Below are 26408 nucleotides of genomic sequence, written 5' to 3'. Positions count from 1 at the left end.
CCCCGCGCCCCCTGAAAACCGAAAGAGGGCGGTTGCCCGGGCCCCGGAAAACCGAATGCAGGCGGTTGCCCGCGCCCCCGGAGCCGAAGGGGCGCGGGCGCGAGGCCTGCCGATCAGTCCTTGTCCTCTATGACTCTCGTACTCGCAACGCCCGTGCCAAGTCGTCCAGTTGGTCGGTGAGTTTGCGGCGGAGGGCTGGGGTGGGGGTGGACTCTGTCAGGCATTGTTCGCCTGCTTGGAGGGTTTCCGGGGTGATGGCGTAGGCGGGGAAGGCCCAGCGGCCGGCTGCTTCGGCGATGGCGGGGCCGCGGCGGGCGGCGACGGCTACCGCGTCGTTCCAGTAGAGGTCGACGTACTGGCGTACGAGGTCGGTCTGTTCGGGTTGCCAGAAGCCCTGGGCGGTGGCGGTGAAGAGGTAGTTGGAGAGGTCGTCGGTGGTGAACATGGACTCCCAGGCGGCGCGTTTGGCGACGGGGTCGGGGAGGGCGGCGCGGCAGCGGGCGGCGCCTTCCTGGCCGGTGGCGCTGGGGTCCTGGACGAGTTCGGTGTCGATGACGGCGTCGTCGATGGCGCCGAGGACGGCGAGGCGGCCGAGGATGCGCCAGCGCAGTTCGGGGTCGAGTTCGGGGCCGCCGGGGACGGTGCCTTCGGAGAGCCAGGCGCTGATGGTGTCGGGCTGGGCGGCGACGTCGATGAGGTGGCGTACGGCGATGAGGCGCAGGCCGGGGTGGTCGCCGTCCTCGGTGCGGCGGATGAGGTCGCGGCAGAGCGAGGTGAGGGTGGCGAGGGCGGCGGGCCGTTCGTGGGCGGGCAGGTAGCGGTCGGCGACCTGGGCGGCGGCGAAGGTGAGGACTCCCTGGACGACGGCGAGGTCGCTCTCCTCGGGGAGGTGGGCGCGGGCGGTCTCCAGGTAGGCGGCGGGGGCGAGGTCGCCGTCGCGGACCATGTCGCGCAGGGTGTTCCACAGCACGGCGCGGGTGAGGGCGTCGGGGACGTCGGAGATGCCGCGCAGGGCGGTCTCGGAGGACACCTCGTCGAGGCGGATCTTGGCGTAGGTGAGGTCGAGGTCGTTGGGGACGACGAGGGCGGGGCGGGTGCCGGTACGGGGTTCGGGGGCCGGCTGCCCGGGGATGTCCGTCTCGTAGCGTTCGCGCAGGAGGAGTGCGCGGCTGTCGTTGAGGTCGCGGTCGTAGACGCCGACGGTGACGCGGTGGGGGCGGCTGCCCGTGCGGTCGAGGGTGAGGGTCCACTCCCCCGGCTCAGCGGTGACGGACGCGGTGAGGGTGTCGACGCCGGTGGTGCGGAGCCAGGAGTCGGCCCAGGCGTGGACGTCGCGTTCGGTGGTCGCGGCGAGGGATTCGATGAAGTCGGCGAGGGTGGCGTTGGCGAACTTGTGGCGGGCGAAGTGGGTGTTGATGCCCGCGAGGAAGTCCTTCTCGCCGAGCCAGGCGACGAGTTGGCGCAGGGCCGAGGCGCCCTTGGCGTAGGAGATGCCGTCGAAGTTGAGCATCGCGGAGGCGGTGTCGGGGACGGCCTCGGGGTCGGGGGCGACGGGGTGGGTGGAGGGGCGCTGGTCGGCGTCGTAGCCCCAGGCCTTGCGGACGATGCCGAAGTCGGTCCAGGTGTCGGTGAATCGGGTCGCCTCGGTGAGGGTCTGGTAGCCCATGTACTCGGCGAAGGACTCGTTCAGCCAGATGTCGTCCCACCAGCGCAGGGTGACGAGGTCGCCGAACCACATGTGGGCCATCTCGTGGGCGATGACCATGGCGCGGGTCTGGCGTTCGGTGTCGGTGACGGCGGAGCGGTAGACGAACTCGTCGCGGAAGGTGACGAGTCCGGGGTTCTCCATGGCGCCGGCGTTGAACTCGGGGACGAACGCCTGGTCGTAGGAGTCGAAGGGGTAGGGCTCCTCGAACTTCTCGTGGTAGCGGTCGAAGCAGGCGCGGGTGATGTCGAGGATCTCGTCGGCGTCGGTGTCGAGGTGGGGGGCGAGCGAGCGGCGGCAGTGGATGCCGAAGGGCAGGCCGCGGTGTTCGGTGCGTACGGAGTGCCAGGGGCCGGCGGCGACGGCGACGAGGTAGGTGGAGATGAGCGGGGTGGCGGCGGCCTGCCAGCGGCCGTCGTCCTGCCGCTCGGTGATGCCGTTGGCGAGTACGGTCCAGCCTTCGGGGGCCGTCACGGTCAGCTCGAAGACGGCCTTGAGGTCGGGCTGGTCGAAGGCCGCGAAGACGCGCTGCACGTCGTCCATGAACAGCTGTGTGTAGACGTATGTCTCGCCGTCGGTGGGGTCGGTGAAGCGGTGCATGCCCTCGCCGGTGCGGGAGTAGCGCATCGTGGCGTCGATGCGCAGTTCGTGCTCGCCGGCCGTGAGGTCCTTGAGCGGCAGCCGGTTCTCGTCCAGGGAGTGGGCGTCCAGGTCGAGAAGGTTGCCGTCGAGGGTGACGGAGCGCAGTTCGGCGGGCTTGAGCTCGACGAAGGTGTCCCCGTCCGCGCGGGTGGTGAAGCGGATGACGGTACGGGAGTCGAAGTTCTCGTCGCCGCGCGTCAGGTCGAGTTCGATCTGGTAGCGGTGGACGTCGAGGAGCTTGGCACGGGTCTGCGCTTCGTCGCGCGTCAGTACGGACATGGGTGCCATGCTGCCTGATGGGCGTGGCCCGGCACAGGGGTGGCCTGTCCGGGCGGGGTTGCGCCCCCGGAGCGGTGGGAGTCGCGCCCCGGACCGGTCGGGGTTGTGTCCCGGACCGGTCGGGGTTATGTCCCCGGTCCCACGAAGCGCCCGGCGGGCGGCTGTTCCTTCACCAGGGCGCGGAGTTCGCGTACTTCGCGTTCCAGGGACTGGTAGCGCTGGTGGGAGTCGTACAGGTAGCGGACCTTGGTGCGCAGGGCCCAGGGGTCTATGGGTTTCATGACGAGGTCGGCGACGCCCAGGTGGTAGGCGGTGGCGGTGAGTTCGGCGTCGGGGCCGAAGCCGGTGACGAGGATGATCGGGATGAGCTGGGTCTGTTCCACGCCGCGCATGTAGCGGACGACGTCGAGGCCGCTGACGCCGGGCATGCGTACGTCGAGGAGGAGCAGGCCGACGTGGCCGCGCAGGACTTCCTTCAGCGCTTCGTCGCCGCTGGTGGCCCGCGTCAGGTGGTAGCCGAGCGGGGCCAGGGCGCTTTCCAGGGCGTAGAGCGTTTCCTCATGGTCGTCGACTATGAGGATCTTGGCATCCGGCGGCATGGAGCGAAGTCCCCTCGCTTGGACGACAAGCTTATGTCCGAACCGGCCGACAGGGAGTACTCGTGTACTGACAAGGAGTGCTCACGCAGGATGCCTCATTTCGGCGCGCACGCCGAGAGGGCGGACCTACAACTTGTCCGCGCCACCCGCACTGTCCGCGATGCTCTCGTGGTGGCGGATGACCTCGGCGATGATGAAGTTGAGGAGCTTCTCCGCGAACGCCGGGTCGAGTCTGGCGTTCTCGGCGAGGCTGCGCAGCCGGGCGATCTGCTGGGCCTCGCGGGACGGGTCGGCGGGCGGCAGCTGGTGGGCGGCCTTGAGGTGGCCGACCTGCTGGGTGCACTTGAAGCGTTCGGCGAGCATGTGGACGACGGCCGCGTCGATGTTGTCGATGCTCTCGCGCAGCCGGGCGAGTTCGGCGCGGACGGCCGGGTCGACGCCGCCCGCGTTTCCGGTGTTGCTGGTGGTCATGGAGGGCAACCCTACGTGGCGCGTGCCGGTCATCGTGTTCCCGGGGAATGGAGCATCGGCGGATCGTCGGGGTCGGGGACCTGGTTGCTCCAGCCGCCGGGGACCGTACGTCCCTGTTGTTCCCGGAACCGCACGGGTGCGGTGCCGACGCGGCGGGTGAACAGGCGGGAGAAGTAGGCCGGGTCGTCGTAGCCGACGCGTCTGGCCACGGCGGCGACGGGGAGTTCGGTGGCGGCGAGGAGTTCCTTGGCGCGGCCGAGGCGGATGCCGAGGAGGTAGTCCTTGGGGCTGCATCCGGCGCCGCGGCGGACGGCGGTGCGCAGTTCGGCGGGGCTCATGCCGTGGCGGGCCGCGTGGTCGGCGACGGAGAGGGGCTTGAAGGCGTCGCGGGCGAGGGCCTGGAGTACCTGTTCGCCGTCGGGGGCTGTGTCGGCGCGGGCGCGGCGCAGGGTGACGAGGAGTTCGTGGACGGCCGCGCTGGTCTCGACCTCCAGGAGGGGGTTGCCGAGGCGGGCGGCGCGGGCGATGCGGGCGACGGTGGTGCGGGCCGGGCCCGCGTCGGAGAGGGGGACGACGGGCCGGGCCGGTTCGATGTAGCCGAGTTCGGTGTAGGTGTCGGCGGTGGGCCCGGTGAAGTCGACGAAGGCCTCGTCCCAGCCGGTCTCGGGGTCGGGCGCGTAGTGGTGGGGCACGCCGGGGGTGAGCCAGAGCAGGGCGGGCGCGGTGACGGCCGTGGACCGCCCGTCGACGGTACGGAACCAGCCGTGGCCGGCGCTGACGACGACGGCCACGTGGTGGTCGAGGGTGCGGGGTCCGACGGTGGGCAGTGCGCCGTACTGGAGGCCGACGCCGAGGCAGACGAGGCCGAGCTTGTGGTGGGCGGGTCCGGGGCTGAAGAACCGCATCCAGGTGTGGTACATCGGCTGTCCTCCCGCCTGTCCGGCAAGCCCGTCCCGCGCCCGTCAGCTGCGTCCGCTGCGTCCGCTGCGTCCAATCAGCGCTGATCTTTGTCCATGGACCGGGTCGCCGCCAGGGGTCAGGGTGGTGCTCATGACCGAGTTCACGGTGGGGGACACCGATTTTCTGCTGGACGGGCGGCCGGTGCGGCTGTTGTCGGGGGCGCTGCACTACTTCCGGGTGCACGAGGGGCAGTGGGGGCACCGGCTGGCGATGCTGCGGGCGATGGGCCTCAACTGTGTGGAGACGTACGTCCCGTGGAATCTGCACGAGCCGCGGCCGGGCTCCTTCCGGGACGTCGGGGCGCTCGGCCGGTTCCTGGACGCGACCCGGGAGGCCGGGTTGCGGGCGATCGTGCGGCCGGGTCCGTACATCTGCGCCGAGTGGGAGAACGGCGGGCTGCCGCACTGGCTGACCGGTGAGTCGGGCGCCCTCGTGCGCACCCGTGACGAGCGGTTCCTGGGCCATGTGGAGCGCTGGTTCGCGCGTCTGCTGCGGGAGATCGTGCCCTGGCAGATCGACCGCGGCGGTCCGGTGCTGATGGTGCAGGTGGAGAACGAGTACGGGAGTTACGGCTCGGACCAGGTGTATCTGGGCCGGCTCGCCGGCCTGCTGCGCGAGGCGGGCGTGACGGTGCCGCTCTTCACGTCGGACGGCCCCGAGGACCACATGCTCACCGGCGGCTCCCTGCCCGGTGTCCTGGCGACGGCGAATTTCGGGTCGCACGCGCGCGTGGCCTTCGGGACGCTGCGCCGGCACCGGCCGACGGGTCCGCTGATGTGCATGGAGTTCTGGTGCGGCTGGTTCGACCACTGGGGCGCGGAGCACGTCGTACGCAATCCCGTCGACGCGGCCGACGCGCTCCGGGAGATCCTGGAGTGCGGGGCCTCGGTCAACCTCTACATGGCGCACGGCGGCACGAACTTCGCGGGCTGGGCGGGCGCCAACCGGGGCGGCGGCGCGCTGCACGACGGGGTGCTGGAGCCGGACGTGACGTCGTACGACTATGACGCGCCGATCGACGAGTACGGGCGCCCCACGGAGAAGTTCTGGCGGTTCCGGTCGCTCCTGGCCGCGTACACGGACAGCCCGCTGCCCGAACTGCCCGCCGCACCGGCCCGGTTGGGCGCCCCGGCCACCGCGGAACTGACCGGATGGGCGTCCCTGTCCGCCGTGCTCGACGCGCTCGGCGGGCCCGAGACCGAGCGGCCCATGCCGCCGACCTTCGAGGAACTGGACGTCGACCGGGGGCTGGTCCGCTACACGGTCGACGTTCCGGGACCCCGCCGCCCGTACCCTCTGACCGTGCGCGGCCTGCGGGACCTGGCGACGGTGTACGTCGACGGAGAGCCGGCCGGAGTGCTCACCGAGGACGAGCCGCAGCTCAAGGAGCCGGTGGCCGGTCCCGCGCGCGTGGACCTGTGGGTGGAGTCGCTGGGCCGGGTCAACTACGGCCCGCGCACCGGGGAGACGAAGGGCATCACCGGCGGCGTACTGCACGAACGGCAGTATCTGCACGGGGTACGGGCGCGGGCGTTGCGTCTCGACGCGTTCGACACCGGTGTGGAGCCGGTGTCGTTCCGGCCGCTTCCCACTTCCGGTGCCCCCGGCCTGTACCGCGGCACGGTCACGGTGCGCGACGCCGGGGACGCCCGCCTCGAACTGCCCGGCTGGACAAGGGGGTTCGCGTGGATCAACGGCTTCAACCTGGGCCGGTACTGGTCCGTCGGCCCGCAACGGTCCCTGTACGTCCCAGGACCGGTTCTGCGGGAGGGCGTGAACGACGTGTGGCTGCTGGAGTTCGAGGAGGCGTCCGTTCCTCCGGTCCTGCGGGGCATGGATGACACGCGGGAGGCGGACGAGGCGGCGGGCGGGGGCGGCGCGGGCCGTTCGGACTAGCCGGCGTCGAGCGTCTTCTGGAGGTACACGGCCTGGTGGCCGCCGGGGATCCCGTCGAGGCGGCCCGTCTCGCGATACCCCAGGCGCTTGTAGAAGTCGGGTGCTTGGAAGGAGTAGGACGAGAGGAGCATGTCGGTGCATCCGCGCCGCACGGCCTCCGCCTCGGCGGCACGCAGGAGCCGGGTGCCCCACCCCGTGTGCCGCAGCTCCTCCCGCACCCACAGCGCGTCCACTCCGCACAGGGTGCCCCAGACCCACCCGGTGAGCCCTCCGGCGAGTTCCGCCGCGTCGTCGGTGGCACGGATCGAGAACTCGTCGGGCTTCCCGGCGCCGGTGGCCCGCGCGTTGAGGGCGGTCAGCTCCCGGTCGAGCCGCTCGGACAGTTCCTCGTCCTCCCCACCGACCTGGACGGAGGGGCCGACGGCTGCATCCTCGACAGTCATGAACGGCACTATCCCATCGGGCTCCGGGTGAGCGCCCCGCATTTTTCCTCCGGGTCGCCGGAGCACTGAGCGCTCCGCGTTTTCCTCCTGGGCGCCGGAACACTGTGCGACCGGCCCCGCCGGCCTGCGCGGCCGAGAGAGGAAGGCGTCCCGCGGCCGAGGAAGGAAGGCCGTCCCGCCGCCGAGGAAGAAAGGCGTCCCCGGCGAGAACACCGCGAACGCCCGTCCCCCCGCCGGAGGCTAGAGCGTCGCCGCGGCCCGGGCTATCGCCGCGGAGAACGTGGACACCTCGGTGTACACGCCCGGCACGAGCGGTCGGGCGCACCCGTCGCCCCAGCTGACGATCCCGACCTGGAGCCACTTTCCGCTGTCGTCCTTGCGGAACATGGGACCGCCGGAGTCGCCCTGGCAGGTGTCGACCCCGCCGCGCGGAACCCCGGCGCAGATCTCCTGTCCGGCGATGAGCCGGCTGCCGTAGTGCCGCTTGCACTGGCGGTCGGCGACGAACGGCACCTTGGCCTTGAGGAGCTGCGTGGAACCGGTGTTCGCGTTCTCCGCGGTGTCGCCCCACCCGGCGATGGTGAACGTGCCCCTGTTGTAGCGGGTGTTCGTCGCGAGCTTCAGCGTGGGCAGGTTGATGGGCCGGGCGAGCTTGATGAGCGCCCAGTCCTTGCCGCTGCCGTTGTAGCCCGGGGCCTGGAGGACCTTGGTGGACTTCACCTTGATCGCGCCGGAGGCGTTGAGGTCGGCGACCCCGGCCGTGGCGGTGATCCCGGTGGTGTTGCCCGAGCCGGCCACGCAGTGCGCGGCGGTCAGGACGACGTCCTTCTTGTAGAGGGCACCGCCGCAGCCCATGGACAGGCTGACCATGAACGGGAACTCGTTCTGCGCCGCGGGCGTACCGCCGACGACCGGCACCGGCGCCGCGTGCGCGGCGACGGGCTGGAGGCTGGCGGTCGCGAGGGCGACGGCACCGATCGCCGCGGCCCGCTTGAAGGCGGATCTCTTGAGGAGACTGCCTGCCCTGTTTGTCAACATGATCCCTTTCATGGGTGGTTGAGTGCGCGGAAGAGCGCACAGAAGTATGAGGATCATGACGCATGGGCGGCAAGGGTGGATCTCACTCCCCCACCGGGCAACCCAACCCAGGAGAATCCGCTCGCGTCCCCTTAGAGTGGAATGGGGGTTCAGGGCCTCTTTGGGGGTACGGACGTGACGAACGGCGGTCCGGTCGAGCACGGCTACCCGCACCTGGACACGGTGCGGGCGGCGATCACCGCGCTGTACAGACGCCTCTCGTACGACACCATCCACACCTTCGCCACCAGCGTGGCCCCCGCCGACGTGGCGTTCTGCGATACGGACGATCTCCATCTGGGCGCCCAGCGGGTCGCCCGCGAGCTGGTGCGACACTTCCGTCTGCCGGATGCCCGCATGATCGTGAGTTTCCGCGAGATGGAGCACGCGGCGAACGTCGAGCTGGCCGCGGGCCCCGAGTACTTCATCGAGCTGAACGACCGGTTCCGTACTCACCGCAGGGACATCGGCGCGGCGCTCGCGCACGAGGTGATGCATGTCTATCTGCACCGTCTGGACCTGTCGTTGCCCGGCACACGCGACAACGAGATCCTCACGGACACGGCGACGACGTATCTCGGCGCGGGCTGGCTGCTGCTCGACGCGTACCGGGAGGACTCGGCGTCCTCGCAGAAGCTGGGCTATCTGACGCCGGAGGAGTTCGGGTACGTGCTGGCCAAGCGGTCCCTGGTCTTCGGTGAGGATCCGGCGACCTGGTTCACCAGCCCGCAGGCGTACACCGCGTACACGAAGGGGATGACGCGGGCCCGTCACGACGAGCGGCAGCCGCCGCTGACCGCGGCAGGGTGGGCGGGGCGGCGGCGTTACGCGAAGGATCGCCGGCACGCGCAGGATCACGTGGCCGGGGGCGGGGCGGCCGACGTGTCGTACGCCTTCACGCCGGACGCGCCGGGAGGGCACGGGCCGCTGCGGGTGTCGTTTCCCTGTCCTACCTGTCATCAGCGGATTCGGGTGCCGGTGCGGGGGCGGGTTCGGGCTCGGTGCGGGCTTTGTCGGACTGTTCTGGAGTGCGATACGTAGGTGGTGTTGCGTTGTTGGGTGCGGGTCGGTGGGGGCTGGTCGCGCAGTTCCCCGCGCCCCTGACGGGGCGCTGCAGCGGAAGGCCGCCGCCCGTCTGTGCCGTTGACGGGCGGCGGCCTTCCGGCCCCCGCATCCCCCTGTTTCCCCCGTTTCCCCCGAGGTTGGATCCGGCCGTACGGCCGCGCCGCTCGCTCAGTCGTACATGCGCCAGTCGTACGTCAGTCGGTAGTGGCCGCCGTGGCCTCGGTAGTCGGCGACCGCCGGGGCCGTGAAGGGGCGGCCGGCCCAGAGGCCGGTGAGTGAGGGGATGACCGCGTTGACGGTGACGGGCTTGAACACCTCGTCGCCGAAGAGGCCCTTGAGCTGGTCGAAGACCCAGCCGACGGCCGCGCCGACGGCCATCCCGATGAGGATCCCGACTGGCCCGCCGGAGGCTCCGATCGCGCCCCCGATGGCCGCGGCGAGATAGGCGGTGACCTTCTTCTTGATGAGGTCGAGCAGTGCGCCCACGTAGTCGGCGAGGCCGCCCCAGTCGACCTCGGCGAGCACCAGCGTGACGAAGTACGACTTCGGGTACTTGGTGCCCTCGTCGAGGCCGAACCAGTGGAAGCGGCGCGGCGGGTCGTACACCTTGACGTCGCCGTCGTCGAAGCTGCGGACCTTGAACTGGCCGATCTTCAGGGTGTCGCCGCTCTCGTCCACGCTGGTTCCGGCGAGATGGATCTCGTCGGATCCCCATTCGGACGTCTCGTCCAGGCACTTCACCCGGTGGATGCGCAGTTCGAGTTTGTGCAGGGCGGCCGGTACGGCGGCCAGGCCCTGCGGGGCCGACTCCTCGGGGAGGAGGGAAGTCGGCGGCTTCCTGAGTTCGTCGGCCGGGAACCTCAGCCGCTCGGGAAAGCCCAGACGCTTGACCTGCGTGTCCACCGAGGCGGGCGAGCGCAGGTCGACGCGGGCCAGGTCACCGAGGCGCCGGGCCCGTACGGCGCCGGTCCTGAGGTCGGCGAGGACCGCGGCCGCCGCCTTCTTCCTCCTTTCGTCGGTGAGGCTGTCGAAGCGCCGTGCGACGAGGTGCTCGGCGGCCGTCCGGTCCGCGGGCAGTGGGTACTTGGCGGGTTCCGCGTAGTGGGCGGCGACCTTGTCGGCGGCGAGCGTGAGTTCCTGGACGACGCGCTCGGTGACGGCCCGCACCTTGGCATGCGGGACGTCGGTCACCATTCGATGGGTGTTCTCCGGCATTTCTGTTCATCCCCCGTTGGTTACCGCTCCCTTCGCGACTGTTTCCGCGAAGGCCCGACCGACGGTACGGACAGGGGGAGTCCGGGCGCCCCGGGATGCGCCCCGGGGGAATCCCTAGGGTGCGCGTCCGGGCGGCCCCGCTCCGGACTCCGGCCCGTCGGTGGCCAGCAGTGCCGTGAGCCGCGTACGGGAGTCGACGCCCAGCTTGGGGAAGATCCGGCCGAGGTGGTACTCGACGGTCTTGACGCTGATGACGAGTTCGCGTGCCACCTGCCGGTTGGTGAGCCCGGACGCGACGAGGCGGGCGACGGCCAGTTCCTGGGGCGTGAGCGGCGCCGCTCCACGTGTCCGTGGCTCCCGCTCGGCCGCGGACCCGACGGGACCGAGTCCGCAGGCCGCCAACTCCCGTTCGCAGCGCCCTAGATCGGGCGGTGCGTCGAGGCGTACGAGGAGGTCGCGGGCGGTGCGCAGCTGCTCGCCGGCGCGGGTGCGGCGGCCCGCCCGGCGCAGGAAGCCGCCGTACGCGAGGTGCAGCAGCGCGCGGTCGAAGGGTGCCTCGACGTGTGCGGCGTGCTTGAGGCCGGAGCGGAAGGCGCGCTCGGCGGCCACGGTGTCGCCACGCGCGGCCTCCAGGGTGCCGCGGGCCCGGGCGGCGACGAGCAGCGCCCCATGGTGGCCGCGCTGGGTGGCGAGGACCTCGTACGGGGCGAGGGCCTGGACGGCGCGCTTCTCGTCGCCGAGGGCTGCCCAGGCCTCGGCGAGCAGGTCCGCCCAGGGGATCGTGCCGGGCTCCTCCAGGTCGCCGCGCGGGGCCAGCGCGAGCAGCGGTCCCAGGGCCGTGAGGACCTCCTCGGGCTGGCCCTGGGCGCGGGCGAGATGGGCCTCGGCGAGCGCGGCCCACAGGGCGGGGTTCACATGGCCGCCGGCCGCGTAGACGCGGGCCACGCGCGCGTGTGCCTGTGCCTTGGCGAACGCGCCGCGCACCGCGTGCACCTGGGCGGCGAGCATCCGGCAGTACAGGGCGATGTGCGGCTGGTCGGTGTCGGCGGCCAGGGACAGCGCGAGGTCGGTGTGGACGATCGCGTCGTCCCAGCGGCCCGCGCGGTACTCGGCGGAGGCGAGCGCGGTCGCGGCGACCACCCGGAAGGAGGCGGCGCGCCCGTGGCAGGCCCCGAAGACCCCGCCCAGGTCCCGTACGGCGCCGGTGAGGTCGCCGGTCCACTCGCGCAGGGTGCCGCGGCCGAGGAGTTCCTCCAGCTGGGCGGGGGTGGCGAGCGCCGGGTCGGGCAGCGGGGCGAGTGCGGCGAGCGTCTGCGGGGCCCGGCCGCTCATGGCGAGGCCGTTGAGCCGCAGGACGCGGATCATGTCGGTGGCCGTGTCGTCGGGTGCGAGCCGGATCGCGAGGTCGGCCCACTCGGCCATCTCGGCGCCGTGCGACATGCTGCCGTGCAGGGCGGCGAACTGGCCCGCGATACGTGCCCCGAGGACCGGTTCGGCCGCCGGGTCGCACCGGTGCCAGGCGTCCGTGAGCAGCGCCTCGGCGCGGTCCAGGTCGTACAGGCTGAGCCTGCCCAGGAGATAGCTGCGCCAGCCGCCGGGGGTGAACTGCGCGATCCGCTGGGCGACTTCGCCCATGACCGGTACGTCTCCGGCGAGCAGCGCGCACTCGACGGCTTCGAGGGTGTACTGCTCGTACACCGCCGGTTCCGGGCCGATCCGTGCGGCGGCCGTCAGCTGTCCGGCGGCGTTCGCCCAGGCGCCTTCGGCGGCGAACCTCCGTCCCAGTGCGGCGAGTTCGGCGGCGAGTTCCGGATCGGGGCCGGCCGCGGCGAGCGCCCGGTGGCGCAGTCGGTGTGCCTGGTCCCGGACGGTGCGGGCGGCGCTGAGGTGCAGGGCGGCACGGCGGGAGGGGCCGAGCTGGTGGTAGACGGCGGCGTGTACGAGGGGGTGCGGGAAGCGGATCAGCGGATCGCCCGGGGCCTCGGTCAACAGGCCTGTGTGGACGGCCTCTTCGAGTGCGGTGAGGACGTCGGCGGCCCGGCGTTCCTCGTCGAGCAGGTCCGCGCCCGCGACCTCCCAGGCGTCGGCCGGCGTGCAGTGCATGCCCAGTACAGCAGCCGCGCAGACCAGGGCGTCGGCGGCCGGCGAGCAGGCGGCGAGCTTCGCCAGTACGAGGGCAGTGAACGACTTGGGGGCGGGCGGTGTCACATCGGGCTCGCCGAGCGCCTCCAGGAGTCCGGCTCCCTCCTGTTCGAGGAGCGCCTTCACATGGAGGGGGTTGCCGGCGGTGTGCGCGTGCAGCCGTGCGGCGGCCTGTGCGGTGAGTCCCCGTACGCCCATCCCCCCGCCGAGTTCGGCCAGTTCGGCGGGTCCGAGGCCGTCGAGCCGTACGCGTACGGCGTCGTCCGCCGTGAACAGCCTCCGCAGCCCCTCTGCCAGCCGCGTGTCCTCGGCGTCCCGCACGACCACGAGAACGAGCACCCGGTCGGCCCGCAGCCGGCGCACGGCGAAGGTGAGGGCCTGGAGGGAGAGGTGATCGGCCCATTGGGCGTCGTCGAGGACGAGGGCGATGGGGGTGTCGGGGGCGGGAGTGTCGCGGCTGTCGGGGGCAGGGGTGCCGGGGGCAGGTGTGCCGGGAGTGGAGGAACCGGGCGCGGAGGAACCCGAGGCGCCGGGCCCGCGCGCGGACCGGTCGTCTGCTGAGGCCGGGGCGCCGTCAGCCTCCGCTCCCTGCGCCTCGCCCAGGGCCTCCAGCAGTGCCGCCCCGGCCGCGTGCGCGTCCGCCCAGCGCCCGCCGCCGACTCCAGCACCGGCCCCGTCTCCGCCCCCGGGGCCACTGCCGTCACCGGCGTCACTGCCGTCCCGGCCCAGCAGTTGCTCCAGTACTCCGAAGGCCAGCTCCGACTCGGCCTCCTCCCCCGCCCCGTACAGCACGTGCGTGTCGTCGCGCAGAAAGCGGCGTACGAGGGCGGTCTTGCCGATGCCGGCCGGACCCTCGACGAGTACGCGTTGCGGGTGTCCCGCGCGGGCGCGCTCGCGAGCCGCCGCAAGAAGTGCGAGGCTGTCCGTTCGCCCTACGAACTCCACCTGAGCCACCTCCGCCCGGCCCGCCCTGCTGGGCATCCTCGCGAGCACGGGGTGCGCGGTCAAAGGGTTCCCGGCGCGTCGCCCTCCTAGGTGTCGTACGCCGATCGCACTACTGCGCTCCGTAGACCGGCTGGGGTGCCTGCGCCTCGGCGAGCAGTTTGAGCGCCGTGTCCCCGGCCTCGGCGGGGGTCCACCGTGCGCCCTTGTCGGTGCTCGGGCCGGGCCGCCAGCCCTCCATGACCGTGATGCGGCCGCCCTCGGTCTCGAAGACGCGGCCGGTGACGCCGGCGCTCGCGGCGGAGCCCAGCCAGACGACGAGCGGCGACACGTTCCCGGGCGCCATCGCGTCGAAGCCGCTGTCGGGTGCGGCCATCGTCTCGGCGAAGGTGCCCTCGGTCATCCGGGTCCGCGCGGCGGGCGCGATGGCGTTGACCTGCACTCCGTAGCGCCCCATCTCGGCGGCGGCCACCAGCGTGAGCCCCACGATCCCGGCCTTGGCGGCGCTGTAGTTGCCCTGCCCGACGGACCCCGACAACCCTGCTCCGGAACTGGTGTTGACGACCCGCGCCTGCGGCGCACGCCCCGCCTTCGCCTCCGCCCGCCAATGCGCGGCGGCATGCTTCAGCGGCAGGAAGTGGCCCTTCAGATGGACGCGCATGACGGCGTCCCAGTCGTCCTCGTCGAGGTTCACGAGCATCCGGTCGCGCAGGAATCCGGCGTTGTTGACGAGCGTGTCGAGCCGCCCGAAGGCGTCCACGGCCGTGCGTACGAGGGATGCGGCGCCCTCGGTCGTGGCGATGTCCCCGCCGTGCGCCACCGCCTCGCCGCCCGCCGCCGTGATCTCCTCGACGACCTGCCGGGCCGGGCTGCCGGGGCCGGGCGAACCGTCGAGCCCGACGCCCAGGTCGTTGACGACGACTCGCGCGCCCTCCGCCGCGAAGGCGAGCGCGTGCGCCCGCCCGAGCCCGCGACCCGCGCCCGTGACGATCACGACCCGCCCGTCGCAGATTCCGGTGCCTGCAGTCATCCCACTTCTCCTCTCTCTCGTATTTGTAGGCGGTTCTCACTTCTCCTTGTTGGCGGTCGCCGCGTCCAGGAAGGCGGGCCGCTCGCCCCCGCCGTGCACGAGAAGGCCGGCCCCGGTGATGTACGCGGCGGCGTCCGACGCGAGGAAGACGGCGGCCCTGCCGACGTCCAGGGGCTCGGCGAGCCGCCCCATGGGGACGGTGCGGGAGACGGCCGCGATGCCGTCCTCGTCCCCGTAGTGGAGATGGGACAGTTCGGTGCGGACCATCCCTACGACGAGGGTGTTGACCCGTACGTCCGGCGCCCACTCCACGGCCATCGAGCGCGCGAGGTTCTCCAGGCCCGCCTTGGCCGCCCCGTAGGCCGCCGTGCCGGGCGAGGGCCGGGTCCCACTGACGCTGCCGATCATCAGGACGGAGCCGCGCGCCCGCTTGAGCTGCTCGTACGCCGCCAGGGACGCCGTCAGCGGGGCGGTGAGGTTGAGCTCGATCACGCGCGCGTGCCGCTCGGCGTCCGTCTCCGCGAGCAGCCGGTAGGGGGCGCCGCCCGCGTTGTTGACCAGGACGTCGACGCGGGGCAGACCGTCGAAGAAGGCGCGTACGGCCGGTGGGTCCCGCAGGTCGAGGGGGACGAACTCGACGCCGTCGACCGGCACTTCGGGCGGTCTGCGCGCACAGACCACGACCTCGTCACCCGCCTCGACGAACGCGCGGGCGATGCCGGCGCCCACGCCCCGGGTGCCGCCCGTGACCACCGCGAGCCGTTTGCCGGACAGCCTGTCCGGCCGCGTGTCCGGGCGTTTGTCCACAGGGCCTCCCACTCGTCGGTGTTCGCTGTTACCTTCACAACTGGCGCACCTAACAAATGTTTGGTCGAAAGGTAGCTGATGAGCTGATGGGTGTCTCCACCTCGTCCCCGGAAAAGGGGATTTCCGTCGTCACGGTCGAGTTCCCGCCCGTGAACGCGCTGCCGGTGCGCGGCTGGTTCGAGCTGGCCGACGCCCTGCGCGCGGCGGGCCGCGACGCCGAGGTCCGCTGTGTGGTGCTGGCCGCCGAGGGGCGGGGGTTCAACGCGGGCGTGGACATCAAGGAGATACAGGCGCAGGGCGGCAGCGCGCTGCTCGGCGCCAACCGCGGCTGCGCCGACGCCTTCGCCGCGGTGTACGAGTGCGAGGTGCCCGTGGTGGCGGAGGTGCACGGCTTCTGTCTGGGCGGCGGCATAGGCCTGGTGGGCAACGCGGACGCGATCGTGGCGAGCGAGGACGCGACGTTCGGCCTGCCCGAGCTGGACCGGGGCGCCCTGGGCGCGGCCACCCATCTGGCCCGGCTGGTGCCGCAGCATCTGATGCGCGCGCTGTACTACACCTCGCGCACGGCGACCGCGGCCGAGCTGCACCGGCACGGGTCGGTGTGGCGGGTCGTTCCGCGCGACGAACTGCGTGCTGCGGCAATGGAGTTGGCCGGTCAGATCGCGAGCAAGGACGGACAGCTGATCCGGCTGGCCAAGGCCGCGATCAACGGCATCGACCCCGTCGACGTACGCCGCAGCTACCGCTTCGAGCAGGGCTTCACGTTCGAGGCGAACCTCGCGGGGGTCGGCGACCGGGTCAGGGACACGTTCGGGAAGGACCGGGAAGGAGGGGGTACGGAATGAGCGACAAGACGATGACGGCCGACGAGGTCGTCTCCCGGCTCCGCAGCGGGATGACCCTCGGCATCGGCGGCTGGGGCTCGCGCCGCAAACCGATGGCCCTGGTGAGAGCGCTGCTCCGCTCCCAGGTCACGGACCTCACGATCGTGTCGTACGGAGGCCCGGACGTCGGGATGCTCGCCGCGGCGGGCAGGATTCGGGGGCTCGTCGCGGCCTTCGTGACGCTCGACTCGATCCCCCTGGAGCCGCACTTCCGCGCTGCCCGGCAGAGCGGGGCCTTCGAGTTGACGGAAGTCGACGAGGCGATGTTCATGTGGGGGCTGCACGCCGCCGCGAACCGGCTGCCGTTCATGCCGGTCCGGGCGGGCATCGGCTCGGACGTCATGCGGGTCAACCCCGGCCTGCGGACGGTCACTTCGCCGTACGAGGACCCGTCGACCGGGATCCGGGAGACCTTCGTCGCCATGCCGGCCCTGCGCATGGACGCGGCTCTCGTCCACGTCAACCGCGCGGACCGGTCGGGCAACGGCCAGTATCTGGGCCCGGACCCGTACTTCGACGACCTCTTCTGCGAGGCCGCGGACGACGCGTACGTCTCCTGCGAGCGGCTCGTGGACCGCTTCGACGACGCGGTGCCGCAGACCCTCCTCGTCAACCGGCACTCGGTCACGGGAGTCGTCGAGACGCCCGGTGGCGCACACCCCACCTCCTGCGTCCCCGACCACGACCGCGACGAGCCCTTCCAGAAGCTGTACGCGACGACGCCGTGGCCCGAGTTCACCGAGCGGTTCCTGTACGGGGACGAGAAGGCCTACCAGTCGGCCGCACAGGCCTGGCACGAGGAGCGGCGATGACGGACGCGACCCGGCCCTCTCCTGTCCCGCACACCGGCGCCCCGCTCCCGGACACCCGCACGTCTCCTCCTCTCCCGCCCACCCGCGCCGAGTACTGCGTGATCGCCTGCGCCGAGGCGTGGCGGGACAACGGCGAGGTGCTCGCGAGCCCCATGGGTGCCGTCCCCTCCGTCGGTGCCCGGCTCGCCCGGCGGACCTTCGCCCCGGAGCTCCTGCTCACCGACGGCGAGGCGATGCTGATCGGTCCGGACGGCACCCCCGAAGGGTGGCTGCCCTACCGCAGGCATCTCACGATGGTCACCGGCGGGCGTCGGCACGTGATGATGGGCGCGAGCCAGATCGACCGGTTCGGAAACCAGAACATCTCCTGCATCGGCGACTGGGAGCGGCCCGCCCGGCAGCTGCTCGGGGTGCGGGGAGCGCCCGTCAACACCCTGAACAACCCGGTGAGTTACTGGGTGCCCAAGCACTCGACGCGGGTCTTCGTGGAGAAGGTCGACATGATCAGCGGGGTGGGGTACGACAGCGCGGCGGCGGCCGGTCCCACGGCGACCCGCTATCACCGGATCCCCCGGGTCGTGTCGAACCTGGGCGTGTTCGACTTCGCGACCCCGGACCGCTCGATGCGGCTCGCCTCGCTGCATCCGGGGGTGACGGTCGAGGAGGTCCTGGCGGCGACCGGGTTCGAGCCGATGGTTCCCGACGGGGTCCCGTACACCCGTGAACCGACCCCGGCGGAGCTGGAGTTGATCCGCGAGGTCATCGACCCGCGGGGGCTGCGCGACCGTGAGGTCCCAAGCTGATGGAGACCGCGCTCACGAAACTGGTCGGCGTCCGGCACCCGATCGTGCAGACCGGGATGGGCTGGGTGGCGGGCCCGCGGCTGGTCTCCGCCTCGGCGAACGCGGGAGCGCTGGGCATCCTGGCCTCCGCGACGATGACACTCAACCAGCTGCGGGAGGCGGTGCGGGAGGTCAGGTCCCGTACGGACGCGCCGTTCGGGGTGAACCTGCGCGCGGACGCGGGGGACGCCCGTGACCGCGTCCGGCTGATCATCGAGGAGGAGGTGAAGGTCGCCTCCTTCGCGCTCGCGCCCTCTCGTGAGCTGATCGCCGAACTGAAGGACGCGGGCGTCGTCGTCATCCCGTCGATCGGGGCCCGCCGTCATGCCGAGAAGGTCGCGGCCTGGGGTGCGGACGCGGTGATCGTGCAGGGCGGCGAGGGCGGCGGCCACACCGGCGAGGTGGCGACCACCGTCCTCCTCCCCCAGGTCGTGGACGCCGTGGACATACCGGTGATCGCGGCGGGCGGCTTCTTCGACGGTCGGGGCCTGGTCGCGGCGCTGGCGTACGGCGCGGCGGGCGTCGCCATGGGCACCCGTTTTCTCCTGACCTCCGACTCCACGGTCCCGGACGCGGTGAAGGCCCGGTACCTCGCGGCCACGGTGAAGGACGTGACTGTGACGACAGCCGTGGACGGCCTCCCCCACCGCATGCTCCGCACAGACCTGATCGACTCCCTTGAGGAGGCGGGCCGTACGAGAACACTGACCCGGGCGATACGCCAGGCCGCCCGCTTCCGAAAGCTCTCGGGCCTCACCTGGCCCCAGCTGATCCGCGACGGCCTTGCGATGAAGCACGGCAAGGACCTGACCTGGAGCCAGGTCCTCCTCGCCGCCAACACCCCGATGCTGCTGCGCGCCTCGATGGTGGAGGGCCGCACGGATCTGGGGGTGATGGCCTCGGGCCAGGTGGCGGGCGTGATCGATGACCTGCTGTCTTGCGCGGAGCTGGTGGAACGGGTGATGGCGGAGGCGGGGGCGGCTCTAGGCGGGCTGCCTGCACAGGCATCGTGTACACAAGAGCGTGTACACTCGCGATATGTCCGAGACGCTGAGCATCCGTGAGGCCCGTGCACGGCTGGCCGAGATCCTGAGCAATGCCGAGGCCGGCGAAGTCACGGTGATCACCCGCAAGGGTGAGCGCGTCGGGGCCGTCGTCCCGATAGAGATTCTGGATGCGGTCGAGGAAGCAGCCGACGAAATACTCGCCCGGGAAGCAGTCACGCATCTCGATGAGCCCACGGTCTCCATGGCAGAGCTGCTCGCCGACCTGTTCAGCGATGACCAGGGCGCCGCATGAAGTATGCGTTCAGGTTCACCGCCACCGCCCAACGACAGCTCCGCACGATCGACCGGACCAGCGCCATGCGCATCCTCACCGCCCTGACGCGGCTGGGCGACGATCCGTACCGTGAGGACACGGACGTCAAGAAACTCGCGGGTCATGAAGGTCTGTACCGACTGCGCGTCGGGGATTTCCGCGTCGCCTACCAGATCGACAACGGCCAGCTGATCATCCTCGTCGTCAAGGTGGGCAATCGTCGCGACGTATACCGCACGCTGTAGAGCGAGGCGCTCCAGAAGGGGCGCGGGTCTTTCAGGGGCGCGGGGAACTGCGCGACAAGCCACGACGGACCCGCACCCGCACCCGCACCCGCACCCGCACCCGCACCCGCCGAACAACCTAGAGCCGCTCAACGATCGTCACGTTCGCCTGGCCCCCGCCCTCACACATCGTCTGCAACCCGAACCGCCCACCCGTCCGCTCCAGTTCATGCAGCAACGTGGTCATCAACTTCACCCCGGTCGCCCCCAACGGATGCCCCAGGGCAATGGCGCCCCCATTGACATTGACCTTGTCGGGATCCGCCGCGGTCTCCTTCAGCCAGGCAAGCACCACAGGCGCGAACGCCTCGTTGATCTCGACGAGGTCGATGTCACCGATGGACATCCCGGCCTTCTTCAAGGCGTACGCGGTGGCCGGAATCGGCGCCGACAGCATCCGTATCGGATCCTCCCCCCGCACGGAAAGATGGTGAACCCGCGCCCGAGGCGTGAGCCCGTGTTCCCGCACGGCCCGCTCGGAGGCGAGCAACATCGCGGCCGCACCGTCGGACACCTGCGAGGAGCACGCGGCGGTGATGGTGCCACCCTCCACCACCGGCTTCAGCCCGGCCATCTTCTCCAGCGAGGTGTCCCGCCGCGGCCCCTCGTCCACGGCGACATCCCCGAACGGCACGACCTCCCGCTCGAAACGCCCCTCGTCGATCGCGCGGACCGCCCGCTGATGCGACCGCAGGGCGAACTCCTCCTGGTCCCGCCGGCTGATCCCCCACTTCTCGGCGATCAACTCGGCGCCGTGGAACTGGTTGACGGGCCGGTCCCCGTACCGTGCCCGCCACCCCTCGCTCCCCGCGAACGGCCCCTCCGTGAGCCCCAGCGGCTCCGCGGCCAGGCGGGACGCGAAAGCGATCGGGATCTGCGTCATGTTCTGGACGCCGCCCGCGACCACCAGGTCCTGCGTGCCGGACAGGACACCCTGCGCGGCGAAGTGCACCGCCTGCTGCGAGGACCCGCACTGCCGGTCGATCGTCACCCCGGGCACCTCCTCGGGCAGCCCGGCCGCCAGCCAGGCCGTCCGCGCGATGTCCCCGGCCTGCGGCCCGACGGTGTCCAGACACCCGAAGACGACGTCCTCGACGGCGGCCGGGTCGACACCGGACCGCTCGACCAGGGCCTTCAGCACATGCGCGCCCAGATCGGCGGGATGGACCCCGCCGAGGCCGCCCTTCCGGCGCCCCACGGGCGTACGGACCGCTTCGACTATGTAGGCCTCGGCCATGACGACTCCTCGGGCTCCTCAGTGGGTCCAATGGATCCAATAGATCCAACAGGTCCAGTGGGTCATGTACGTACGGCGATTCCGTCCAGGACCATCGACAGATACTGCCGGGCGATCTCCTCCGGGCTGTGGTGTCCGCCGGGCCGGTACCAGGACGCGGCGACCCACACCGTGTCGCGCACGAACCGGTAGGTGAGCCGGATGTCGAGGTCGTCCCGGAAGACCTCTCCGGCCACGCCCCGCTCCAGCGTGGCCAGCCACGTCTTCTCGAACTTGCGCTGCGACTCGGCGAGGAACGCGAACCGCTCCTGCGCGACGAGGTGCTTGGACTCCCGCTGGTAGATCGCGACGGCCGCGCGGTGCCGGTCGATCTCCCGGAAGGACTCGGTGACCAGGGCCTCCAGCGTCTCTCGCGGGCCCAGCTCTGCCTCCAGGACGGTGTCGTACCCGTCCCACAGCTCGTCCATGAAGGTCCGCAGGATCTCCTCCAGCATCGATTCCTTGGAGTCGAAGTGGTAGTAGAGGCTGCCCGCGAGCATGCCCGCGTGGTCCGCGATCTTACGGACGGTGGTGGCGTTGTAGCCCTGCTCGGCGAAGACCTCGGCGGCGGTGTCGAGGAGTTCGCGGCGGCGGGCGGGCGCGGCGGTCACCTGGGGCTTCTTCTTGGTAGGCACGGTTCCATTGTGGTCCTCGTGGCGCCGGCTCCGCCCCAACAGGGGCGCGGGGAACTGCGCGACAAGCCACGACTGACCCGCAGGTTCACCACCGCACCTCCAGCGGAGCGCTCACGCATGCTGGCTGCTCACGGAGACGATCTCGCCGGTCATGTACGAGGAGTAGCCGGACGCCAGGAACACGATCACGTTGGCCACCTCCCACGGCTCGGCGTACCGCCCGAAGGCCTCGCGGGCCGTCAGCTCCTCCAGCAGCTCGGGGGTCGTCACCTTCACCAGATGCGGGTGCATGGCGAGGCTCGGCGAGACGGCGTTGACCCGCACTCCGAACGCGGCGGCCTCCAGGGCCGCACACCGGGTCAGCGCCATGACCCCCGCCTTCGCCGCCGCGTAGTGCGCCTGCCCGGCCTGGGCGCGCCAGCCAACGACGGAGGCGTTGTTGACGATCACACCGCCGCGCCCGCCCTCGCTACCCTGCCCACTCTCGCCACCCTGCCCGCCCTCGCCACCCTGCCCGCCCTCCCGGAACGCCCGCAGGGCCGCGCGCGTGCAGCGGAAGGTGCCGTTCAACGTCACGTCGAGCACCTTCGACCACTGCTCGTCGCTCATGTCGACCAGGTCCGAAGTCCCGCCGAGACCGGCGTTGTTGACGACGATGTCGAGCCGCCCGTGCTGCCGCACGGCCGCATCGAAGAGCGCCTGCACCTGGGCCTCGTCGGTGACGTCGCACGCGAGTGCCGAGACGCCCTCGAACTCCCCGGCCAGCTCGGCCTCGTACTCCTTGAGTCGTCGTGCGTGCGCGTCGCTGATCAGCACGCGCGCGCCCTCCTCCAGGAAGCGGCGCGCGGTGGCCCCGCCGATGCCCGCGCCCGCGGCGGCGGTCACCACCGCGGTGCGTCCCTTCAGCAGCCCGTGCCCTGGCACGTATGCCGGACTCTCGACGCCTGTCATGACGCCACGCTAACCTACCAAACACTTGTTAGGGAAGGATCGCCGCTGATGGACCTCGACTTCACGGCCGACGAGGACGCCTTTCGCGCCGAGGCGCGCGCCTGGCTGCACGCGCACGTCCCGTCGCCGCCGCTGCCCTCCCTGGAGACCGAGGAGGGCTTCGCGGCCCACCGCGCGTGGGAGGCCGAACTCGCCGCGGACCGCTGGTCGGTGGTGTCCTGGCCGACCGCGTACGGCGGACGGGACGCGGGGCTCGTACGGTGGCTGGTCTTCGAGGAGGAGTACTACGCGGCGGGTGCGCCGGGCCGGGTCGGCCAGAACGGCATCAACCTCCTCGCGCCGACCCTCTTCGACCACGGCACGGAGGAGCAGCGGGCCCGGATCCTGCCGCCGATGGCGTCCGGCGAGGTCGTCTGGGCGCAGGCATGGTCCGAGCCCGAGGCCGGGTCCGACCTCGCCTCCCTCAGGTCCAGGGCGATGCGTACGGACGGCGGCTGGCTGTTGAGCGGGCAGAAGACGTGGTCGTCGCGGGCCGCGTTCGCCGACCGCGCGTTCGGCCTGTTCCGCAGTGAGCCGGACACCCCGAAGCCCCATCAGGGCCTCACCTACCTGATGTTCGACCTGCGCGCGCCGGGCGTGACCGTCCGCCCGATCGGCCGCCTGGACGGCAAGCCGGCCTTCGCCGAACTCTTCCTGGACGACGTGTTCGTGCCGGACGAGGACGTGATCGGCGAGCCGGGCCAGGGCTGGCGGGTCGCCATGTCGACGGCGGGCAACGAGCGCGGTCTGACCCTCCGCTCCCCCGGCCGCTTCCTGGCCTCGGCCGACCGCCTGGCCGCGCTCTGGCGGGCGCGCGGCCGGGACCCGTTCACCCGCGACCGGGTGGCCGACGCGGTGATCGGCGCCCGCGCCTACCAGCTCTTCACGTACGCGGGCGCCTCCCGTTTCCTCGACGGCGAGCCCATCGGCCCGGAGTCCAGCCTGAACAAGGTCTTCTGGTCCGAGTACGACATCGCGCTGCACGAGACGGCACTCGATCTCCTGGGCGGGGACGGGGAGTTGGCCGCCATCGCCGACGACGAGGGCGGCGGCTGGGCCGAAGGGTACGTCTTCTCCCTCGCCGGTCCCATCTACGCGGGCACGAACGAGATCCAGCGCGACATCATCGCCGAACGCCTCCTGGGCCTGCCGAAGGGACGCCGCTGATGCGTTTCCTCCTGGACGACGAACAACGCGCCTTCGCCCACTCGCTGGACGCCCTGCTGACGGCGGCGAACACCCCGTCGGTCGTACGGTCGTGGAGCGCCGGTGACCACACGGCCGGGCGGGCCCTGTGGTCCCGTATCGCCGACGCGGGAGTGTTCGCGCTGGCGGTCCCCGAGGCGTACGAGGGTGTCGGACCGCTTCCCGTCGAACTGGCCGTCGCCTTCGTGGAGTTGGGGCGGCACGCGGTACCGGGCCCGCTGGTGGAGACGGTGGCGGCGCCCGCACTGCTGACGGAACCGGGCCTGGCGAAGAGGTTCCTGCCGGGGCTGGCATCCGGGGAGACGATCGCGACGGTGGCCCTGAACGGTTCGTACGCGCTGGACGGAGACGCGGCGACGATCCATCTCGCCGTCGGAGGCGGCGAGTTGAGACTGGCTCAGGGGTACGGGCAAGGGCACGGACCGGTCCGTACGTCCATCGACCCGGCCCGCCGCCTCACCAGGCTGCAGGAGGACGGCGGCGAACTCCTCGCGACCGGCCCCCAAGTCGCCGCGGCCGCCGCCCACTCCCTCACCTGGGCCCGGCTCGCGACCGCCGCGCAGGCGCTCGGCGTGGGACTGACCCTGCTCGACAGGACCGTGGCGTACGTCAAGCAGCGCAGCCAGTTCGGTGTCCCCATAGGCTCGTTCCAGGCGGTCAAGCACCGACTGGCCGACGCCAAGGTCGCGTTGGAGTTCGCGCGCCCGCTCCTCTTCGGCGCGGCCCTGACCATGGACCCGGCCGACGTGGCCGCCGCCAAGGTCACGGCCTGCGAGGCGGCGTACACGACCGCCCGTACCGCCCTGCAACTGCACGGCGCGATCGGCTACACCGCGGAGTACGACCTGTCCCTGTGGCTGACCAAGGCCCGCGCGCTGCGCACGGCTTGGGGCACGCCCGGTGCATGCCGCGAGCTGGTCCTCAAGTAGCCGAGCCCTTCAGCGGTTGAGCCCCGCAGGAGCCGCGCGCTCAGTGATGGTGGTCGTCGCTGCTCGTGAGTTCGCGGTACTCCTCGACGGTCGGCTTGGGGATCTGCGCGTTCTGCCCGTACATGGCCCGGGCGAGCCGCGCCCGCAGCCGCTGGGACGGCTTGACCTTCCGCTCGACGCCGTTCGCGTCGACGAGCGGGCCCACGTCGTAGGGCGTGTCCTGCTCGTGCTGGGTGAGGGTGAACCGCTGGGCCGGGGTGAGGGGTTCGTGCACCTCGACGAACTCGCCGTGCGGCAGCCGCCTGATGACGCCGGACTCCCTGCCGTGCAACACCTTGTCGCGGTCGCCGCGCTGGAGCCCCATGCAGACACGCCTGGTGATGACGAAGGCGATCACCGGGACCACGAAGAAGGCGATCCGTACGAACCAGGTGATCGAGTTGATCGACAGATGCAGATGCATGGCCACGATGTCGTTGCCGCCGCCGATCAGCAGTACGCCGTACAGGCTCAGCCAGGCGACGCCGAGCGCGGTGCGCGTGGGGACGTTGCGGGGCCGGTCCAGGATGTGGTGCTCGCGTTTGTCCCCGGTGATCCACGCCTCGATGAACGGGTAGACGCCGATCGCCACCATGATCAGCGGGAAGAGGGAGAAGGGGATGAAGACGCCCAGTTGCAGGGTGTGGCCCCAGGCGTTGATCTCCCATCCCGGCATCACCCGGATCAGTCCCTCGGAGAAGCCGAGATACCAGTCGGGCTGGGCGCCGGTGGTGACCAGGTCGGCCCGGTAGGGACCGAAGGCCCACACGGGGTTGATCGTCGCGATCGCGCCCATCATCGACAGCACGCCGAAGACCAGGAAGAAGAAGCCGCCGGCCTTGGCCATGTAGACCGGCATGAACGGCATGCCCACCACGGACTTCTGCTCGTGGCCGGGCCCGGGGTACTGGGTGTGCTTGTGGTAGAAGACCAGGATCAGGTGGGCGACGACCAGGCCGAGCATGATCCCGGGCAACAGGAGGACATGGATCGGGTACAGCCTGGAGATGATGTCGTGTCCCGGGAACTCCCCTCCGAAGAGGAAGAACGCGAGATACGTGCCCACGATCGGCACGGACAGGATCGCGCCCTGTGCGAAGCGGAGGCCGGTGCCGGAGAGCAGGTCGTCGGGGAGCGAGTAGCCGGTCAGGCCGGTGATGATGCCGAGGAACAGCAGGGTCCAGCCGAACAGCCAGTTCAGCTCGCGCGGCTTGCGGAAGGCGCCCGTGAAGAACACGCGCATCATGTGCACGAGCATTCCGGCGACGAAGACGATTGCCGCCCAGTGGTGGATCTGCCGGATCAGCAGTCCGCCGCGCACATCGAAGCTGATGTCGAGGGTGGACTCGTACGCCCTGGTCATGATGATGCCGTTGAGGCGTTCGTACGAGCCGTTGTAGACGACCTCGGCGGCGCTGGGCTCGAAGAAGAGGGTGAGGTAGACGCCGGTGAGGATCAGGATGAGGAAGCTGTAGAGGCAGACCTCGCCCAGCATGAAGGACCAGTGGTCCGGGAACACCTTGCGCATCTGGGTCTTGGCCAGGGAGTAGATCCCGAGCCGTCCGTCGGCCCAGTCCGCCACCTTCTCGCCCTTGCCCGTCTGCGCCGCTCGCCCGTTGCTCCGCGCGTCCATTCGTGGCCCTCCCCATAGGCTCAGTTCAGAGTGGCACGGGGTTCTGCGAAGCCAAAGGGGTTGGTCATGTTCTCGATTCGACTGCGGGGGGGGGGGGGGGGGGGGGGGGGGGGGGGGGGGGGGGCGGGGCGGGCGGGGGGGGGGGGGGGGGGGGGGGGGGGGGGGGGGGGGGGGGGGGGGGGGGGGGGGGGGGGGGGGGGGGGGGGGGGGGGGGGGGGGTGGGGGTGGTTTGTTGTGTTTGGGTTTTGTGGGGGGTGCTGGTTTCATGTGGTATGCCGTATCATT

24 protein-coding genes are annotated in these 26408 nt (G+C 71.3%); 10 read left to right on the top strand and 14 right to left on the bottom strand.

Going from position 1 to position 26408, the window contains the following annotated elements; all coding sequences use genetic code 11:
- Nucleotides 1-127: 127 nt before the first annotated feature.
- From pepN to ACIBEI_RS27590, 4 genes are all read right to left on the bottom strand, one after another.
- The gene (pepN, locus tag ACIBEI_RS27605) at nt 128-2635 is read right to left on the bottom strand and encodes an aminopeptidase N (RefSeq protein ID WP_398892942.1); all 2508 of its coding nucleotides are present in this window, start codon (nt 2633-2635) and stop codon (nt 128-130) included.
- A 116-nt stretch (nt 2636-2751) separates the two neighbouring features.
- The gene (locus ACIBEI_RS27600; RefSeq protein WP_398892941.1) at nt 2752-3225 is read right to left on the bottom strand and encodes a two-component system response regulator; all 474 of its coding nucleotides are present in this window, start codon (nt 3223-3225) and stop codon (nt 2752-2754) included.
- Nucleotides 3226-3351: 126 nt separating this feature from the next.
- Nucleotides 3352-3696, bottom strand: a complete 345-nt coding sequence (locus tag ACIBEI_RS27595; RefSeq protein ID WP_190230323.1) for a chorismate mutase — start codon at nt 3694-3696, stop codon at nt 3352-3354.
- Between the two features lie 29 nt (nt 3697-3725).
- The gene (locus tag ACIBEI_RS27590; protein ID WP_398892940.1) at nt 3726-4616 is read right to left on the bottom strand and encodes a helix-turn-helix domain-containing protein; all 891 of its coding nucleotides are present in this window, start codon (nt 4614-4616) and stop codon (nt 3726-3728) included.
- Nucleotides 4617-4746: 130 nt separating this feature from the next.
- Between ACIBEI_RS27590 and ACIBEI_RS27585 the strand changes: the two genes are divergently transcribed.
- Nucleotides 4747-6552, top strand: coding sequence for a beta-galactosidase family protein (locus tag ACIBEI_RS27585; RefSeq protein WP_398892939.1), 1806 nt, complete (start codon nt 4747-4749; stop codon nt 6550-6552).
- Here ACIBEI_RS27585 and ACIBEI_RS27580 read toward each other — a convergent pair.
- On the bottom strand, nt 6549-6995 hold the full coding sequence (locus ACIBEI_RS27580; protein ID WP_398892938.1) for a GNAT family N-acetyltransferase: 447 nt from the start codon (nt 6993-6995) through the stop codon (nt 6549-6551). The genes ACIBEI_RS27585 and ACIBEI_RS27580 overlap by 4 nt on opposite strands.
- Before the next feature lie 240 nt (nt 6996-7235).
- The gene (locus ACIBEI_RS27575; protein WP_398892937.1) at nt 7236-8033 is read right to left on the bottom strand and encodes a S1 family peptidase; all 798 of its coding nucleotides are present in this window, start codon (nt 8031-8033) and stop codon (nt 7236-7238) included.
- A 174-nt stretch (nt 8034-8207) separates the two neighbouring features.
- Between ACIBEI_RS27575 and ACIBEI_RS27570 the strand changes: the two genes are divergently transcribed.
- Nucleotides 8208-9113 carry a hypothetical protein gene (locus ACIBEI_RS27570; protein ID WP_398892936.1) on the top strand — a complete coding sequence of 302 codons (906 nt, stop codon included), beginning with the start codon at nt 8208-8210 and terminating at the stop codon, nt 9111-9113.
- Nucleotides 9114-9305: 192 nt separating this feature from the next.
- On the opposite strand, the gene ACIBEI_RS27565 is transcribed toward ACIBEI_RS27570, so the two are convergent.
- From ACIBEI_RS27565 to ACIBEI_RS27550, 4 genes are all read right to left on the bottom strand, one after another.
- On the bottom strand, nt 9306-10331 hold the full coding sequence (locus ACIBEI_RS27565) for a hypothetical protein (protein WP_398892935.1): 1026 nt from the start codon (nt 10329-10331) through the stop codon (nt 9306-9308).
- Nucleotides 10332-10466: 135 nt separating this feature from the next.
- Nucleotides 10467-13439, bottom strand: a complete 2973-nt coding sequence (locus ACIBEI_RS27560; RefSeq protein ID WP_398892934.1) for a LuxR C-terminal-related transcriptional regulator — start codon at nt 13437-13439, stop codon at nt 10467-10469.
- A gap of 109 nt (nt 13440-13548) precedes the next feature.
- Nucleotides 13549-14466 (bottom strand): SDR family oxidoreductase, encoded by a 918-nt coding sequence (locus ACIBEI_RS27555; RefSeq protein ID WP_398892933.1) that lies wholly within the window; start codon nt 14464-14466, stop codon nt 13549-13551.
- Nucleotides 14467-14502: 36 nt separating this feature from the next.
- Nucleotides 14503-15273, bottom strand: a complete 771-nt coding sequence (locus ACIBEI_RS27550) for an SDR family oxidoreductase (protein WP_398892932.1) — start codon at nt 15271-15273, stop codon at nt 14503-14505.
- Between the two features lie 86 nt (nt 15274-15359).
- Here ACIBEI_RS27550 and ACIBEI_RS27545 point away from each other — a divergent pair, with 86 nt between their 5' ends.
- Genes ACIBEI_RS27545 through ACIBEI_RS27520 form a run of 6 tightly spaced genes read left to right on the top strand, consistent with a single transcriptional unit; the run spans nt 15360 to nt 19376 of the window.
- The gene (locus tag ACIBEI_RS27545) at nt 15360-16118 is read left to right on the top strand and encodes an enoyl-CoA hydratase family protein (RefSeq protein ID WP_398892931.1); all 759 of its coding nucleotides are present in this window, start codon (nt 15360-15362) and stop codon (nt 16116-16118) included.
- The gene (locus ACIBEI_RS27540; protein ID WP_398892930.1) at nt 16115-16969 is read left to right on the top strand and encodes a CoA transferase subunit A; all 855 of its coding nucleotides are present in this window, start codon (nt 16115-16117) and stop codon (nt 16967-16969) included. Before ACIBEI_RS27545 ends, ACIBEI_RS27540 begins: the two co-directional genes overlap by 4 nt.
- Nucleotides 16966-17772, top strand: coding sequence for a CoA-transferase subunit beta (locus ACIBEI_RS27535; protein ID WP_398892929.1), 807 nt, complete (start codon nt 16966-16968; stop codon nt 17770-17772). Before ACIBEI_RS27540 ends, ACIBEI_RS27535 begins: the two co-directional genes overlap by 4 nt.
- On the top strand, nt 17772-18875 hold the full coding sequence (locus ACIBEI_RS27530) for an NAD(P)H-dependent flavin oxidoreductase (protein WP_398892928.1): 1104 nt from the start codon (nt 17772-17774) through the stop codon (nt 18873-18875). The genes ACIBEI_RS27535 and ACIBEI_RS27530 overlap by 1 nt, the downstream gene beginning before the upstream one ends.
- Entirely contained in the window at nt 18850-19110 is a 261-nt protein-coding gene (locus ACIBEI_RS27525) for a type II toxin-antitoxin system Phd/YefM family antitoxin (RefSeq protein ID WP_398892927.1), read from the top strand. The genes ACIBEI_RS27530 and ACIBEI_RS27525 overlap by 26 nt, the downstream gene beginning before the upstream one ends.
- Complete coding sequence (locus tag ACIBEI_RS27520; RefSeq protein ID WP_398892926.1) at nt 19107-19376, top strand: type II toxin-antitoxin system RelE/ParE family toxin; 270 nt, start codon at nt 19107-19109, stop codon at nt 19374-19376. The genes ACIBEI_RS27525 and ACIBEI_RS27520 overlap by 4 nt, the downstream gene beginning before the upstream one ends.
- 118 nt (nt 19377-19494) lie before the next feature.
- Here ACIBEI_RS27520 and ACIBEI_RS27515 read toward each other — a convergent pair whose 3' ends face one another.
- From ACIBEI_RS27515 to ACIBEI_RS27505, 3 genes are all read right to left on the bottom strand, one after another.
- Nucleotides 19495-20652 (bottom strand): acetyl-CoA C-acetyltransferase, encoded by a 1158-nt coding sequence (locus tag ACIBEI_RS27515; RefSeq protein ID WP_398892925.1) that lies wholly within the window; start codon nt 20650-20652, stop codon nt 19495-19497.
- 62 nt (nt 20653-20714) lie between these two features.
- Entirely contained in the window at nt 20715-21326 is a 612-nt protein-coding gene (locus ACIBEI_RS27510; protein ID WP_398892924.1) for a TetR/AcrR family transcriptional regulator, read from the bottom strand.
- Between the two features lie 111 nt (nt 21327-21437).
- Complete coding sequence (locus ACIBEI_RS27505) at nt 21438-22277, bottom strand: SDR family oxidoreductase (RefSeq protein ID WP_398892923.1); 840 nt, start codon at nt 22275-22277, stop codon at nt 21438-21440.
- A 48-nt stretch (nt 22278-22325) separates the two neighbouring features.
- Between ACIBEI_RS27505 and ACIBEI_RS27500 the strand changes: the two genes are divergently transcribed.
- Together ACIBEI_RS27500 and ACIBEI_RS27495 are read left to right on the top strand one after the other, a co-directional pair.
- Nucleotides 22326-23483: an acyl-CoA dehydrogenase family protein gene (locus tag ACIBEI_RS27500; RefSeq protein WP_398892922.1), complete on the top strand. Its 1158-nt coding sequence runs from the start codon at nt 22326-22328 to the stop codon at nt 23481-23483.
- Nucleotides 23483-24451, top strand: coding sequence for an acyl-CoA dehydrogenase family protein (locus tag ACIBEI_RS27495; protein WP_398892921.1), 969 nt, complete (start codon nt 23483-23485; stop codon nt 24449-24451). Before ACIBEI_RS27500 ends, ACIBEI_RS27495 begins: the two co-directional genes overlap by 1 nt.
- A 40-nt stretch (nt 24452-24491) precedes the next feature.
- Here ACIBEI_RS27495 and ACIBEI_RS27490 read toward each other — a convergent pair whose 3' ends face one another.
- Complete coding sequence (locus ACIBEI_RS27490; RefSeq protein WP_398892920.1) at nt 24492-26123, bottom strand: cytochrome bc complex cytochrome b subunit; 1632 nt, start codon at nt 26121-26123, stop codon at nt 24492-24494.
- Between the last annotated feature and the right edge of the window lie 285 nt (nt 26124-26408).

Origin of the sequence: Streptomyces sp. NPDC050988 (assembly GCF_044456225.1) — a bacterium.
Taxonomy (GTDB): domain Bacteria; phylum Actinomycetota; class Actinomycetes; order Streptomycetales; family Streptomycetaceae; genus Streptomyces.
The sequence above is the reverse complement of the archived record's forward strand: the minus strand, read 5'-3'. Positions and strand labels throughout refer to the sequence as shown.

Coding starts and splice junctions, on each gene's coding strand:
- pepN (WP_398892942.1), bottom strand. CDS start 2,635: ATGGCACCCATGTCCGTACTGACGCGCGACGAAGCGCAGACCCGTGCC.
- ACIBEI_RS27595 (WP_190230323.1), bottom strand. CDS start 3,696: ATGACCACCAGCAACACCGGAAACGCGGGCGGCGTCGACCCGGCCGTC.
- ACIBEI_RS27500 (WP_398892922.1), top strand. CDS start 22,326: ATGGACCTCGACTTCACGGCCGACGAGGACGCCTTTCGCGCCGAGGCG.
- ACIBEI_RS27520 (WP_398892926.1), top strand. CDS start 19,107: ATGAAGTATGCGTTCAGGTTCACCGCCACCGCCCAACGACAGCTCCGC.
- ACIBEI_RS27490 (WP_398892920.1), bottom strand. CDS start 26,123: ATGGACGCGCGGAGCAACGGGCGAGCGGCGCAGACGGGCAAGGGCGAG.
- ACIBEI_RS27600 (WP_398892941.1), bottom strand. CDS start 3,225: ATGCCGCCGGATGCCAAGATCCTCATAGTCGACGACCATGAGGAAACG.
- ACIBEI_RS27555 (WP_398892933.1), bottom strand. CDS start 14,466: ATGACTGCAGGCACCGGAATCTGCGACGGGCGGGTCGTGATCGTCACG.
- ACIBEI_RS27495 (WP_398892921.1), top strand. CDS start 23,483: ATGCGTTTCCTCCTGGACGACGAACAACGCGCCTTCGCCCACTCGCTG.
- ACIBEI_RS27545 (WP_398892931.1), top strand. CDS start 15,360: ATGGGTGTCTCCACCTCGTCCCCGGAAAAGGGGATTTCCGTCGTCACG.
- ACIBEI_RS27535 (WP_398892929.1), top strand. CDS start 16,966: ATGACGGACGCGACCCGGCCCTCTCCTGTCCCGCACACCGGCGCCCCG.
- ACIBEI_RS27585 (WP_398892939.1), top strand. CDS start 4,747: ATGACCGAGTTCACGGTGGGGGACACCGATTTTCTGCTGGACGGGCGG.
- ACIBEI_RS27575 (WP_398892937.1), bottom strand. CDS start 8,033: ATGTTGACAAACAGGGCAGGCAGTCTCCTCAAGAGATCCGCCTTCAAG.
- ACIBEI_RS27590 (WP_398892940.1), bottom strand. CDS start 4,616: ATGTACCACACCTGGATGCGGTTCTTCAGCCCCGGACCCGCCCACCAC.
- ACIBEI_RS27515 (WP_398892925.1), bottom strand. CDS start 20,652: ATGGCCGAGGCCTACATAGTCGAAGCGGTCCGTACGCCCGTGGGGCGC.
- ACIBEI_RS27580 (WP_398892938.1), bottom strand. CDS start 6,995: ATGACTGTCGAGGATGCAGCCGTCGGCCCCTCCGTCCAGGTCGGTGGG.
- ACIBEI_RS27530 (WP_398892928.1), top strand. CDS start 17,772: ATGGAGACCGCGCTCACGAAACTGGTCGGCGTCCGGCACCCGATCGTG.
- ACIBEI_RS27540 (WP_398892930.1), top strand. CDS start 16,115: ATGAGCGACAAGACGATGACGGCCGACGAGGTCGTCTCCCGGCTCCGC.
- ACIBEI_RS27505 (WP_398892923.1), bottom strand. CDS start 22,277: ATGACAGGCGTCGAGAGTCCGGCATACGTGCCAGGGCACGGGCTGCTG.
- ACIBEI_RS27565 (WP_398892935.1), bottom strand. CDS start 10,331: ATGGTGACCGACGTCCCGCATGCCAAGGTGCGGGCCGTCACCGAGCGC.
- ACIBEI_RS27525 (WP_398892927.1), top strand. CDS start 18,850: ATGTCCGAGACGCTGAGCATCCGTGAGGCCCGTGCACGGCTGGCCGAG.